Raw genomic sequence first — 13013 nt, 5'->3', positions numbered from 1 at the left:
CCGTCGTCTGCTTCCCGGCAGTTTTACTCCCTTGTGTCATAAGCAATACTTATCATATCGACATTTCTCTTCCCTACACCCTTACTGCAACAGAACCCACCGCAGCGCCGAGCTTGTGTGCCAACGGATCGAGCAGCGCAAAGTTCCCCGCGCTGCCCATGCCCCGCCCACCCGAGACGACGATACGTGCTGACGTTAGTTCAGGACGCTCGCTTTTCGAGACCTCCCGACGCACGAAGCGCACCCGCTGGGTACCTTCGACCGCCTCGCGCGTGTCAATCGATGCGCTACCGCCGGTGGCCGGCGCGGCATCGAAAGCGGTTGCACGGATCGTCGCGACCTTGATCATGTCGTCGCATTGTACGGTGGCGATGGCATTGCCTGCGTAAATCGGTCGGTCAAACGTATCCGCCGTATGGATCGCGACGACGTCAGAAATCTGCGACGCGTCGAGTTTCGCGGCTACGCGCGGCGCGACGTTCTTGCCCGCGGCGGTTGCCGCGAAGAGCACGTGAGTATAAGACGGTGCGAGCGCTAGCACCTGCACGGCCACATTTTCCGCGAGACCCTCGGCCAGATGTGGCGCGTCGATCAGGATGACCAGATCGACGCCTTCAATTGCAGCCGCGGCGTCGGCAGCGGCGCGTGCGTGGCGACCTGCGACGAGCAATGCACGCCGTTATTCAACTGGCGCGCAGCGCCTACTGTGTGCAGCGTGGTTGCTTTGAGCGCTGCGTCTTCGTGTTCGGCAATGACGAGAGTAGTCATCAGATCACCTTTGCTTCGTTCTTGAGTTTGTCGACAAGGGCAGCGACGTCCGCGACGCGTACCCCTGCCTTGCGTGCGGCCGGCTCGACGAATCTCAGCATCTTCAGCCGCGTCGCCGGATCCACACCGAGATCGTCAGGCGTGACCGTGTCTATCGGCTTCTTCTTCGCCTTCATGATGCTGGGTAGCGTCACATAGCGCGGCTCGTTCAGACGCAAGTCGGTCGTTACGACGGCGGGCAAATCCAGCTCAATCACTTCAAGGCCGCCGTCTACTTCGCGTGTCACAGTGGCCACGTCGCCCTGAATCTGGATAGCGCTCGCGAACGTTGCCTGTGGCCGTCGAGCAGTGCGGCGAGCAATTGGCCGGTCTGAGGCGTCGATTTTTTTGATAGAACACCACGAAATAATTAATTGGACAAGTTGATCGATGTCCTCCAAATTTAGACAAACGGAACTAAGCGTACGCGTGCTCTCCACGCTGCCCTCAAGTGTTTGAAGATTAAGACTGACTTGACGGTATTTGACGTCGGTGAAATTGCGTTATCCATATTATTTTCTGTGCAACTTGTGGTTTGATTGATAGTCTATCGATCGCCGGCCTGTGCATGAACCTGAGAGAGCGTCAATGAGTGCAAGATTGGATCTGACGCCGCAAATGGCGGATTACGAGAGGAAATTCACCGACGCGGGCGAGGTACGGTGGCTGCCGTACATGATGTACTTCCATCCGGCCAATTACCGTTCCACAGTGGTCAATACGGACTGTAGCGGATTTCGTTACTCTGATCGCGGCGGCATCCGCTATTCGGTTTCTGATCGCGCGGGCATGCACTCGGGCCGCCTGCTTGCTGGCAGCTCGACGGTGTTCGGCATCGGTGCGAGCGCCGATCGTTGGACGTTGTCGTCGCGGCTCTCTGAGAACGATCTGCGCGCCACCCCGTGGCTCAACTTTGGCGGGCGCAGCTTCAACTCAGCGCAGGAGGTGATCCTTCTCGCGCTCTATCGGCACTTGTTGCCGAAAATCGAGGAGATCGTGCTGTTCTCTGGGTTTAATAACCTCGGGCTCGCACGGCAGCCTGCCCGCAACCGTCTCGAGCACGGAGCATTTTTCAACTGCGGCCAGTTCTTCAACGCGTTCAGTTCTGGGCCCGTGGCTGGCAAGCGCAAGGGGTGGCCGCTCTTCGGTCGCGCCCGCGATGCCGGGCCGCCGCCCCCGATGGCCGACCAGATTGATTTCGCGGCGGACCTGACGCTGCGTCACCTCGACGTGTGGCGCGCGATCGCGGTAGATCTCGGCGCGAAGCTCACCTTCATCCTACAGCCGCTGGCGGGCTGGGTACGTGCGAAGGGTTGCCCGCAGGAGGAGGCTCTCTTCGCAGAGCTTGATCGTGTTGGCCGCTTCAGCGACGCCTACGGCGATATCCTGCATCGCGATGTCTGCGCCGCCTACGCGGCGAAACTCGAAGAAGGTACGAAGAGGCTCAACGTAAATTTCGTCAACATTACGCCAATCATTTCGGAAACGCTTCAGCCCGATCAATGGCTCTTTGTCGATCGTATCCACTTTACGGATTGGGGGCATGAGTTCGTTTCGAAGCTCATTCTTGACGCCATTTGAAAGGAGGAGTCATGCGTCTCATCAAACGTTTGTTGGCTCATTGGTTCTACAAGAAAAAGGAGAAGGCCGATTCGTCGATCTATCCGATGTTTTAACCGCTCGAGCGGTCCCCGAGAAACGCGGCTCTCGGGTTGCCGTCTAGACCGTTGCACCCTCAAGAGACAAATATGTGGCGAGAGATTTATCGGCAGGCGATGGATCCGGAGTCGTTCCTGGATAGCGACGGCATCCGTGCGCTAACGAAGTTAGACGGATTGGCCGACGCGCCGAGCGGGGCGGATTGGCGTTCTCTCGCCGGGAATATCGGCGCTTGGAGCACTACGCGGCCCGCCGACTATCTGCGGATTTACGACGAGGCTCTGCGCACGGCCGGTATTGAAGTGTTCGTCGGCGCGCTGCTCGTTCAGTCGACGCCGCTCGCCTCGTCGCTCGGCTGCTGGCTCCAGGGAATGAGCGCGCCGGGCGTGTTTGAGGACGAAGTGCATCTACGCATGATGGCGCTGTTTGCGGGCGACGTCGGTGTCGGCCTTCCGGAGGCGTCGCGCTACGACCACTTTAAGGCGTTGCTGCGGCAAGCCGGTCACTCGCGCTTCGCGCTTGAGCCCTTCGAGTTGTCAACACTGCCGGCGATTCCCGACAAGGCGTTTCGATTGCCAGCTCTCCTGCTTGCGATGAGCCGTCGAAGCGACGCGTTCGGGCCAGAACTCGCCGGCATCGATCTCGCATTTCGTGCGATGGGGCTAGCGCCTTGCTGGACTGCGCTGCGCGATGCGCCGGAGGTCCTATTCGATTCACACGGGCTGGATTTGCGCACGTTCGTCGGTCTCATGGACGAGACAGCGCCGCAGTCGATCTCGCAATGGGTCGTCGAGCGGTTCGTCGCGCGAAGCGAGAAGTGGCGCCAGCGCATTGAGCGCGCGATCGCATGGGCGGGCGTTGCACTGCGCGAGTGGGACGAAGTCGTGATCGAGGCCGCGCGACGCGCAGTGTCGCCGCGCGCGGCGATGGCCCAGCTAATGCGGGCGAAGGCGCGCGAAGGCGCCGTCTATCATCACGAGTACCGGCTCGAGGGCCGCGCCTTGGCCGAGTGGTTCGAGGAAGCGATGCGTAATCCGCTACCGCTCGTCGATGCGCTCGCGAGAAGCCGACTTGTCGTGCCGGGGTTTGCCGACCGCAGCCTTCTCGTCACAAAGCTGATTGGTCCAAGCGGCCGAATGTTCCGGGTGTTCAGCGACGACGACCTAGCGATCATCAGGCGCTGGATCAACTGTTTGCCCGAGTCGCGGCTTGGGTCTCCTGAAGCCGTGCCCGACGCACAGCCGGCCCTCGCAGGCGCAAGCCCCGGCCCCGGCACCCCGGCTATCGCTTACCGCGTCGATGACATGGCGCGCAGCCCAGCGCCCTCGAATTTGCGCGACCTCTACTTCGCACTGCAAGGCCGCGCGCTCGCGCCTCACATGCAGCGGCTTGCGATCGACTATGCCAACCGCTGGATCGCCCGCGCGCGGCGCTCCCTCAATCGTTCGCAACGCGGCTTGCCGCGCGCTTGGCGCGTCGGCGCGCTGCGCGAATGGCTGCTCGCTCAGCACGACCGGCAGGGACTCGCGTTCGAGCGGAGCGACCCTGAGGACACGCCGTCGCGCGAAGCGGTGGTCGATGCCACATTGCAGCTCGCGCCACTTACGCTAATCGACGGCTCGTGGCTACAGGGCTTCAGCGATTGGCGCCTCGCCGCGTCGCAGGTCGGCTTCGCGTTGTTTCAAACGTACTGGGACGAGCTCGGTAACGGCTGCTATCAACTGAACCATCCGAGGATCTTCCGCGACGGCCTGCGCGAAATGGGTATTGAGCTACCGCCGACGGGCACGCGTGCGTTCGCATACGATCCTCGCTTGTTGGACGAGTCGTTCCGGTTGCCCGTCTACTGGCTCTGTCTCGGCAAGCTGCCGCGCAGATTCATGCCGGAAATCTTCGGAATGAACCTCGCGATGGAACTTTCCGGCGTCGGCGGCAGCTATCGCTCCGCGCGGCGTTTTCTCCAACGCTACGGCTTCAGCACTGACTTCGTCGACATTCACAACTCGATCGACAACGTGTCGACTGGGCATTCGGCGTGGGCTGTCGACGCGATAGACGTGTACATGCGACAGGCCGCTTCGGTTGAGACGGGGGCGGCGCGTGCGAGCTGGGAAAGGATCCGCGTCGGCTACGAATCGCTTGCGCCGTTGCCGAGCCGCGGCGAACGGATGCTCGGCGCGCTGGGGCTGCGGCCTTGGATGCGCATCGCGCCCGATGCCGGCAGCGCGCCGCTCTTGCTTAATCAGCACACGCCGGTCGCGGCGCCCGCCTGAGCGCCGTACGGGATTTCGATTTCAAACAGCATGGAGGAGCGATGTCGCTCGTCAACGTACATAACGAATGGGATCCGCTCGAAGAGATGATTGTGGGGATCGCGGACGGCGCGCAAGTGCCACGTGCCGATCCGGGACTCTTTGCACTCGATTACGCCGACCATCACGAGCGCGCTGACCAGATTCCGTCCGGCCCGTATCCGGCGCATGTAATCGCCGAGGCGAACGAAGACCTCGACAGGTTCGCGCAATTCCTGCGCAACCACGGCGTGACAGTCAGGCGTCCCGAGCCGGTCGATCATACGGTGACGTTCGGCGCACCGGGCTGGCAGACTGACGGCGAGTACAACTATTGCCCGCGCGATGTGCTGCTGCCTATAGGCGACCTGATTATCGAAGCGCCGATGACGCTGCGAAGTCGCTACTTCGAATCGCATGCCTATCACTCGCACCTGCTTGACTACTTCGCTAGCGGCGCCAAATGGATCTCGGCGCCTAAGCCTCGCTTGCCCGACAGCGCGTACCGCGTCAAGGCCGCTGACGGCGAAATCCTCGCCAATCACGAGCCGATTTTCGACGCGGCAAACGTGATCCGGATGGGGCGCGATATTCTCTACCTTGTCTCGCGCAGCGGCAATCGGCTCGGGTACGAATGGCTGCAACGTACCCTAGGTGAGGGTTATCGCGTGCATCCGATCGAGGGAGTCTACGACGGCACGCACATCGACACTACGATTACGCTCGTGCGCCCGGGACTCGTTGTCTTAAGTCCCGAACGGATATCGCGCGCGCAAGTGCCAGCGATTTTCCGCAACTGGGAAGTAATCTGGTGCCCGGGGATGGTTGATACCGGCTACTGCTGGTCCTATCCACGCGCATCGATCTGGCAGGGAATGAACTTCATCATGGTCAACCCGTCTCTTGCCGTGGTCAACGACCGGCAGATTGAGCTGATCCGTGCGCTCGAAAAGCACCGCATCGACGTTGCACCGCTGCCAATGCGGCATGCGCGCAGCTTGAGCGGCGGGTTCCATTGCGTGTCGGTCGACGTCCGCCGCCGCGGCCAACTCGAAGACTATCGCTGAGCGCCCACAAGGAGCGGCAATGGACTATCTGTCGATCATCCTATTCGTAATTTCGACCTGTGTGACGCCGGGGCCAAACAATGTGATGCTGATGTCATCCGGTGTCAACTTCGGCGCCGCGCGCACAATGCGCCACGTCGCGGGGATCAATGTTGGCTTTCCGCTTATGCTGACCGCGGTCGGGCTCGGGGCTGGGGCTGTCTTCCGCCGTTTCCCGGCGCTGCACGACGTATTGCAGTTCGCCGGCGCCGCCTACATGCTGTACCTCGCATACCGGATTGCGACGTCGCCGACGGTGAACTTCGATGCGAAGGCGGCATCGCCTCTAGGCTTTCTGTCAGCAGCATTGTTCCAGTGGATCAATCCGAAAGCGTGGGTAATGGCGGTCGGCGCGGTGCTCACGTATGCGTCGACATCGGACTCGTACGCGTTGGACGTACTCGCGATCGCGCTACTGTTTTTTGCATTCGGCTCGCCGTGCTCGATGGTATGGGTGCTCTTCGGGACGTTCCTACGCCGCTTCTTGACGAAACCGCATGCGTTGCGCGCATTCAACCTCGCGATGAGCGTGGTGCTTGTTGCGTCGCTAGTACCGGCTCTCGCCGGACTCTTCAAGAAAGGGCGAAGCGACGCGTTCGTACATCTGTCGCGGCAACCTGCAGCCGGGCGCGCCGAGACACCGCTAGCGCAACTCACAAGGCAGTCCTAGTGACGCGCAGCACCCCTCGTTTTTCGGAATCGAACTACGGACGGTCCTTCTAGCATGGCCAACCATATTCTGGGCATCTCGGCGTTTTATCACGACAGCGCGGCCGCGCTAGTCTGTGATGGCGTGCTTATCGCGGCGGCGCAGGAAGAACGTTTCACAAGGATCCGCCACGATAGCGGATTTCCGGCGAACGGCATTCGCTATTGTCTTGGCGAAGCAGGCATCCGGCTAGACGATCTCGCCGCGATCGTCTACTACGAAGACCCGAAGGAAAAATTCTCACGCGTCATGTCTTCATTTGCGAGCGCCGGCATCGGCGGCGCAGCCGCGTTTTCACGCACCGTGCCGGAATGGTTGCGCTGGAAGCGCCGCGTGCTCGAACACGTCGACAAGGAAATCGCCCAGCTTGGCTGCGGTTGCGCGCCGAAGGTCATCGCTTGCCGGCACCATCGTTCGCACGCGGCGGCGGCGTTCTTTCCATCGCCGTATGAGCGGGCCGCCGTGCTCTGTATCGACGGAATCGGCGAATGGCATTCGACGACCGTGTGGCGCGGGTCGGGCACATCGCTCGAACTGTGCAACTCAATCTCGTATCCGCACTCCGTCGGGTTATTCTATTCGGCATTCACGTATTACTGCGGGTTCAAGGTCGATTCTGGCGAGTACAAGCTGATGGGGCTCGCCCCGTACGGCAAGCCAGTCTATGCGCAGAAGATTCGCGACGAGCTGATCCATATCCGGCCGGACGGCTCATTTACGCTAAATATGCGTTATTTCGAGTACGTGAAGGGCGACCGGATGATCGGCGAGCGATTCGAGCGGTTTTTCGGCGGCCCGGCCCGCAAGCCGGAAAGTCCGATCTCGCAGCGCGAATGTGATCTGGCCGCGTCGGTACAAAAGGTGACCGAGGAGCTCGTCCTAGGTCTCGCGAGATCGGCCGTCGAGCAGACCGGCGAGCGGAATCTGTGCCTCGCGGGCGGTGTCGCGCTCAACTGCGTCGCAAACGGCGTGTTGAGCCGTTCCGGCGAATTCGATTCCATCTGGGTGCAGCCAGCAGCCGGCGACGCGGGCTGCGCGCTGGGCGCTGCGATGGACCTCGCGGTCAGACTCGACGGTCGCCCACATCTCGACTCGAGCAGTTCGGACGCGATGCGCGGCGCGCTGCTTGGACCGAGCTTCGGCGATGATGAGATCGCCGCGTTCCTCGACGCAAACCGGTACTGCTACAAGTCGTTTGAGGGCGACGCCCTCTATGACGAGGTGGCGACGCATATCGCCGACGGGGCCGTGGTTGGCTGGTTTCAGGGTCGGATGGAATTCGGTCCGCGGGCACTTGGTGCGCGTTCGATCCTCGGCGATCCGCGCGATCCCGAAATGCAACGCAAAATGAACCTTAAGATCAAATACCGCGAGTCGTTCCGGCCCTTCGCGCCCGCCGTACTTCTCGAGGATGTGAGACGCTACTTCGACTCGCGCGAAGAGAGCCCGTATATGCTGATCGTGTCTCAGATCGCCGATGCGATCAAGACCGACCTCACGCGGGGCCCCGGCGATCATTGCCGCGACCTCGGCAGTATCAACGACGTGCGGTCGACATTGCCCGCGATCACGCACGTCGATCTGTCCGCGCGCGTCCAGACCGTGACCGCGCAAAACAACGCACCGTTCACCAAGCTGTTGCGCGCATTTAAGCGCAGAACGGGCTGCTCCGTGCTCGTTAACACATCGTTCAACGTACGCGGCGAGCCGATAGTCTGCAAGCCCGAAGAAGCATACGCTTGCTTCATGCGCACACAGATGGACGTGCTCGTGCTCGGTTCGCATGTACTCGTGCGAAGCGAGCAGCCAGCGTTTCAGGAAGCGACCGACTGGCGCGTTGAGATTCCGCTTGATTGAGCCAGTGTCCGAAACTCGAAAGGAGAAGGCGATGCTGCTCAGAGTGCTGTTCTATTCGCTGCACATGCTGGTGCTCGTACCTGTAGGCTGGGTGCGTCAGATCGGCAATTTTTCGCGTTTCAGCCCGAGCTTTCATCGCGCGCCCACATCATGGGATCGCTACTGCCGTCTTGACCCATCAAATGAAAACTGGGAAAAAATGCCATGTCGGCGCTCGTATACAAAAATCTGAACTCATCCCCGATCGTCGCAGTGAGGGGCTCGGGTGTCTGGATCGAGGACGCTTCGGGCAAGCGCTATCTAGATACGTGCGGAGGCGTTGCCGTCTCGAGCCTCGGCCATGCGCATCCGCGCATCGTCGCGGCGATGGAGCGCGAGGCGCGCAAGATTGCGTGGACGCATGCGGGCAGCTTCACTACGCCTGCGGCGGAGGAGTTGGCCGAGCGGCTGGTCGCGGCGTCGAATGGGCTCGCGAAAGCGCAGTTCCTGTCAGGCGGCTCAGAGGTGATGGAGCTCGCGATGAAGATCGCCTATCAGTATCAGTGCGAGCGCGGCAAGCCGTCGAAGTCGATCTTCATCGCGCGCCGACAAGGCTATCACGGCAGCACGTTGGGGACGCTCGCGATCTCCGGCAATCCGCAGCGCCGCTCGGTGTTCGAGCCGTTGCTGCCGCGCGCCGAGTTTGTGTCGCCGTGCTATGCCTACCGGCACCGGCGCGCGGGTGAGAGTGATGAGCAGTACGCGGGACGCCTCGCACAGGAGCTCGACGACAAGATTCGCACGCTCGGCGCGGAAAACGTCGCGGCGTTCGTCGCCGAGACGGTAGTCGGGTCAACCAACGGCGCGGTGCCTCCTGTCCCGGGCTACCTGAAGAAGATCCGCGAAGTCTGCGAACGTCATGACGTGCTCCTGCTGCTCGACGAGGTGATGGCCGGCATGGGGCGGACCGGCCCAGTGTACGCCTATCTCGAGGACAGCGTCGTTCCTGATCTTGTGGCGATTGGCAAGGGTCTTGCGGCCGGCTATCAGCCGATCGCCGCGGTGCTGATGTCGGCCGCCGTGCACGATGCGATCGCACAGGGCACGGGCGTGCTCGGCAATGGGCAAACGCACGTCAATCACCCGTTCGCGTGCGCCGTCGCGCTCGAAGTACAGCGCACAATCGAGGACGATCATTTGCTCGACGCAGTCGTCGTGCGCGGGCATCAGTTGCGCGCACGGCTGAAGGAGCGATTCGCAAATGTCGAAATCGTCGGGGACGTGCGGGGCCGGGGGCTGTTTGTCGGCGTGGAGTTCGTCGAGGACCGCGACTCAAAGGCACCGTATTCTGGCGGTGCGACGTTCGCTGCGCGCCTCAAGCGGGAAGCGCTCCAACACGGCCTGCTGATCTATCCCGGTTCGGCTACCGCTGACGGCGTGGAGGGCAACCATGTGCTGTTCGCGCCACCTTTCATCTCGTCGGCGTCTGAAATCGACGAAATGGCTGAACGTTTCGAGGACATCGTGCGGGCGTGCATGGTCCGCGAGCAGCCGGGCGCATCACACGCGCCGGCGGGACTATCCACGGTTTTCTCGCGATAGGCCGAGCTGCTATGCTGGCAGCGTGAAGGCGAACGCTTTGATCGATGAAACAGAAACTGAATCCGGTCGCGGCAAAGGTGGTCAAGCGCCTGCACTACCCGCTCCACGTGATCCTGATGTGCGCCGGGTGGTACGTGGCGTAGCCGCTGAGCCTGCGCCATCTTGAACAGATGATGGGCCAGCGCGGGATTGCAGTCGATCATTCGACCGTGCACCGCTGGGCCATGAAGCTGTTGCCGGTACTGGAGAAATCGTTTCGCCGTCGCGTGCAGCTATCTCCGACAAATAGAGATTCTTTACGTTGACTTGCCTTCAAGATCTGCTTCGCGCACTTGACAGATCCCTCTGTCCTAGCCATTCACTCGATCCGGCGGAATACTAGCGTGCCGTTGGTGCCGCCGAACCCGAACGAATTTGAAATGGCAACATCAATCGGCATGCGTCGAGCTACGAGGGGTACATAGTCGAGGTCGCATTCCGGGTCGGGCTTTGTCAGGTTGGCGGTCGGCGGCGCAATCTGGTGGTGCACGGTGAGCGCGGTGTAGACGGCCTCGACACCACCCGCAGCGGCAAGCAGGTGCCCGGTCACTGATTTTGTCGAGCTGATCGCGAGGTCCTTGGCGTGTGAGCCAAAGGCTGCCTTCAGCGCGAGCGATTCCGCGCGGTCGCCGAGCGGCGTTGAAGTGCCGTGCGCATTGATGTATTGCACGCTGTCGGCCGCGACGCCTGCATTGCGCAAGGCATTGCGTATGCAGCGGGCCGCGCCTTCCCCGTCTTCCGACGGGCTAGTAATATGGAATGCGTCACCGCTCAGTCCGAACCCGGCCAATTCTGCGTAAATCCGTGCGCCGCGCCGGCGCGCGTGCTTCATCTCCTCGAGCACGATGATGCCCGCTCCTTCACCTAACACGAAGCCGTCGCGCTCCGCGTCCCACGGGCGGCTCGCTGTCTCGGGACTTTCGTTGCGCGTCGAGAGCGCCTTGGCCCGGCCAAAGCCCGCGAGGCTGCTCTCGGTGATCGCCGCCTCCGCAGCCCCTGCAATCATGACATCGGCGTCACCATACTCGATCAGCCGGGCGGCGTCTCCGATCGCATGAGTGGCGGTCGAGCACGCCGTCGCCATGGCGAGATTCGGTCCCTTGAGCCCGTACCGGATCGAGAGATGCCCCGCGATCATGTTGATGATGGATGAGGGCACGTAAAATGGGGACACCCGACGCGGCCCTTTGTCCCTTATCGTGAAGGCAGTATCGACGAGGGTCCGAACTCCGCCGGTTCCGGACCCGACATGAACGCCGATCCGGGAGGCATTTGCCTCGGTCACTTTGAGGCCGCTGTCGACGAATGCCTCCATGCCGGCCACGACACCGAGTTGGATGAAGCGATCCATATGGCGGACCTCTTTTTCCGAAATGAAGCGAGTTGCGTCGAACCCCTTGACTTCGCCAGCGATTTGCGCCGGGAAATCGGTCGTATCGAAAAAGGTAACCCGGCCGATTCCACTGCGGCCGGCAATGACATTCGACCAATTTTCCTCGACGCCAATCCCGACTGGGGAAATGGCACCAAGACCGGTGACGACGACTCTTCGCTTGTCCATTTTTTCTTATTTGATATCGAAAATCGAGCAATACCGCGCGAAACGCTAAAGCTTTCATCGACCCGTGCGATCGATAGGGGCTTTACGGTTTGATCCCACAGTAGCCATGTGGCCTTCATCGCCAAAGCCGGCACCCACTATCACGATCGATACAGTCATTGCCACGGCTCCGATGGTTGTTCGTATCCGCTCCCGCAGAAAATTGATTTTGACGTTTCTCCGATAGCGTCGCTTGCGTCTGGGCACGTCAGGAAAGTCCTCTTTCCGGCACGGATAGTCGGAAACTGTGCCGCGCGTCGCAGGAAGCGACTATGCGGCATCTCGCCTCAAGCTACAAAATCAATTGTTTGGATAACACTGATTCGCGTCGCAAATGAATGTCCGCGAACGACCAGCATGACGAACGCGCGCATCGTCGATGTTCTGCGCAGGATAAAGGACGACTGGCGGTTTACTTCCGCATTTTTGATCAGCAACGTAGTATCCAGGGTGGCACGCGCGGCATGCGTCACGGTCTCGTCGTCGCTCGGATCGAGAGTAACTGGAACCACGCGCGTGTCCTTGATATCAACCGGACCGGCGCGCGATGCTGCGTAGACCTTACCTGCCACGCGTGGGAGCAAGCGCGCGACGAACTGCACACCGGGCCCGTGATTCGCGCCCGAAACAAAGACGACGGTCGTGCGATCGATCATGACCGGGCGTTCAAGAGCGTGACGGGCTGGTATTGCTGCGGGAGATTCTCGGCATCAATTCCTACATGCGTGCGATGGCAGACCACTTCCCCAGTGTTCTGTCCCAGAAATAACTTTGCATAAGTCCAGATTATTCTATGATCGAGTCATGGAGTGCAGGAGGCGATCATGGGGCGCAAAGGAGTCGAGGTTGTTCTCCTCGGAACTGGAGCGAGAACAATTCCCTTCAATGAGCCGCTTGCGTTCGCTGCCTTGTTATCTGGTCCGCCGTGCAAAGGTTGTCTTGATGACCGCTGACGGTCACGCGAGTCAAGAAATTGCAACGCAGTGCGAAGTGATACCGCCGGCAATTACGCAATGGAAGAAGCGGTTTATTGCCCATGCACTTGCCGGACACTGCATGAGAAGCCGGACGGGGCAATGCACTGGTGCGTGCCGTCCGCTGCTGCATCGACAGGGATTTTGAAGAGTTCGGTGGCCCGATAACTATCGTTTTTCTGTGTATAACCATCATCGGTCAAAAAGCGTCAAGCTGTAAAATAATCCCTACTTTCTAGAGCCTTTCGGAGAAGGTACGCAATATTGTCGGGCTGTACCTGAGCCCACCGACCAATGCTTTGGTGCTGTGCGTCGGCGAGAAGAGCCAGTGCCAGGCGCTAGATCGTACGGAGCCGATGTTGCCGATGGGGCAGGGCTAACTCGAAGGAG

At 60.8% G+C, this 13013-nt stretch carries 9 protein-coding genes and 4 pseudogenes; 9 read left to right on the top strand and 4 right to left on the bottom strand.

Annotation, left to right across the window (positions count from 1 at the left end; genetic code table 11):
• Nucleotides 1–91 precede the first annotated feature (91 nt).
• Nucleotides 92–768: pseudogene (locus BMI01S_RS34085) on the bottom strand (electron transfer flavoprotein subunit alpha/FixB family protein); the annotation flags it as partial.
• Nucleotides 768–1141: pseudogene (locus BMI01S_RS34080) on the bottom strand (electron transfer flavoprotein subunit beta/FixA family protein); the annotation flags it as partial. The pseudogenes BMI01S_RS34080 and BMI01S_RS34085, both read right to left, overlap by 1 nt.
• A 266-nt stretch (nt 1142–1407) precedes the next feature.
• On the opposite strand from BMI01S_RS34080, the gene BMI01S_RS34075 reads away from it, so the two are divergent.
• The 8 genes and pseudogenes from BMI01S_RS34075 to BMI01S_RS39910 all read left to right on the top strand — a co-directional run.
• A complete protein-coding gene (locus BMI01S_RS34075) occupies nt 1408–2388 on the top strand; it encodes an SGNH/GDSL hydrolase family protein (protein ID WP_208461025.1) in 981 nt (326 codons plus the stop codon).
• Nucleotides 2389–2555: 167 nt separating this feature from the next.
• The gene (locus BMI01S_RS34070; protein ID WP_028232748.1) at nt 2556–4739 is read left to right on the top strand and encodes an iron-containing redox enzyme family protein; all 2184 of its coding nucleotides are present in this window, start codon (nt 2556–2558) and stop codon (nt 4737–4739) included.
• 41 nt (nt 4740–4780) lie between these two features.
• Nucleotides 4781–5824: an inosamine-phosphate amidinotransferase gene (locus tag BMI01S_RS34065; protein ID WP_028232749.1), complete on the top strand. Its 1044-nt coding sequence runs from the start codon at nt 4781–4783 to the stop codon at nt 5822–5824.
• A gap of 19 nt (nt 5825–5843) precedes the next feature.
• The gene (locus BMI01S_RS34060; RefSeq protein ID WP_081723603.1) at nt 5844–6533 is read left to right on the top strand and encodes a LysE family translocator; all 690 of its coding nucleotides are present in this window, start codon (nt 5844–5846) and stop codon (nt 6531–6533) included.
• 54 nt (nt 6534–6587) lie between these two features.
• Nucleotides 6588–8429 carry a carbamoyltransferase family protein gene (locus BMI01S_RS34055; protein ID WP_028232750.1) on the top strand — a complete coding sequence of 614 codons (1842 nt, stop codon included), beginning with the start codon at nt 6588–6590 and terminating at the stop codon, nt 8427–8429.
• Between the two features lie 31 nt (nt 8430–8460).
• Nucleotides 8461–8661: a hypothetical protein gene (locus BMI01S_RS41450; protein ID WP_154671463.1), complete on the top strand. Its 201-nt coding sequence runs from the start codon at nt 8461–8463 to the stop codon at nt 8659–8661.
• Nucleotides 8634–10010, top strand: a complete 1377-nt coding sequence (locus BMI01S_RS34050) for an aspartate aminotransferase family protein (RefSeq protein WP_042292294.1) — start codon at nt 8634–8636, stop codon at nt 10008–10010. The genes BMI01S_RS41450 and BMI01S_RS34050 overlap by 28 nt, the downstream gene beginning before the upstream one ends.
• Nucleotides 10011–10054: 44 nt before the next feature.
• A pseudogene (locus BMI01S_RS39910) lies at nt 10055–10273 on the top strand (IS6 family transposase); the annotation flags it as partial.
• 95 nt (nt 10274–10368) lie between these two features.
• Here the strand turns inward: BMI01S_RS39910 and fabF are convergent.
• Complete coding sequence (fabF, locus tag BMI01S_RS34040) at nt 10369–11610, bottom strand: beta-ketoacyl-ACP synthase II (protein ID WP_028232751.1); 1242 nt, start codon at nt 11608–11610, stop codon at nt 10369–10371.
• A gap of 326 nt (nt 11611–11936) precedes the next feature.
• Nucleotides 11937–12305 (bottom strand): Rossmann-fold NAD(P)-binding domain-containing protein, encoded by a 369-nt coding sequence (locus tag BMI01S_RS34035; protein ID WP_051381583.1) that lies wholly within the window; start codon nt 12303–12305, stop codon nt 11937–11939.
• A gap of 569 nt (nt 12306–12874) precedes the next feature.
• Here BMI01S_RS34035 and BMI01S_RS43475 point away from each other — a divergent pair.
• Nucleotides 12875–13000: pseudogene (locus BMI01S_RS43475) on the top strand (IS630 family transposase); the annotation flags it as partial.
• Nucleotides 13001–13013: the final 13 nt, after the last annotated feature.

Source organism: Paraburkholderia mimosarum LMG 23256 = NBRC 106338 (genome assembly GCF_000739815.1).
GTDB classification, from domain to species: Bacteria; Pseudomonadota; Gammaproteobacteria; order Burkholderiales; family Burkholderiaceae; genus Paraburkholderia; species Paraburkholderia mimosarum.
Note: the sequence above shows the minus strand (reverse complement) of the source record. Positions and strands in the feature narration are given on the sequence as shown.

Bases quoted from the DNA above. Each gene is read 5' to 3' on its own strand.
- BMI01S_RS41450 (WP_154671463.1), top strand. From the start codon at position 8,461: ATGCTGCTCAGAGTGCTGTTCTATTCGCTGCACATGCTGGTGCTCGTA.
- BMI01S_RS34035 (WP_051381583.1), bottom strand. From the start codon at position 12,305: ATGATCGATCGCACGACCGTCGTCTTTGTTTCGGGCGCGAATCACGGG.
- BMI01S_RS34050 (WP_042292294.1), top strand. From the start codon at position 8,634: ATGTCGGCGCTCGTATACAAAAATCTGAACTCATCCCCGATCGTCGCA.
- BMI01S_RS34055 (WP_028232750.1), top strand. From the start codon at position 6,588: ATGGCCAACCATATTCTGGGCATCTCGGCGTTTTATCACGACAGCGCG.
- BMI01S_RS34070 (WP_028232748.1), top strand. From the start codon at position 2,556: ATGTGGCGAGAGATTTATCGGCAGGCGATGGATCCGGAGTCGTTCCTG.
- BMI01S_RS34065 (WP_028232749.1), top strand. From the start codon at position 4,781: ATGTCGCTCGTCAACGTACATAACGAATGGGATCCGCTCGAAGAGATG.
- BMI01S_RS34060 (WP_081723603.1), top strand. From the start codon at position 5,844: ATGGACTATCTGTCGATCATCCTATTCGTAATTTCGACCTGTGTGACG.
- fabF (WP_028232751.1), bottom strand. From the start codon at position 11,610: ATGGACAAGCGAAGAGTCGTCGTCACCGGTCTTGGTGCCATTTCCCCA.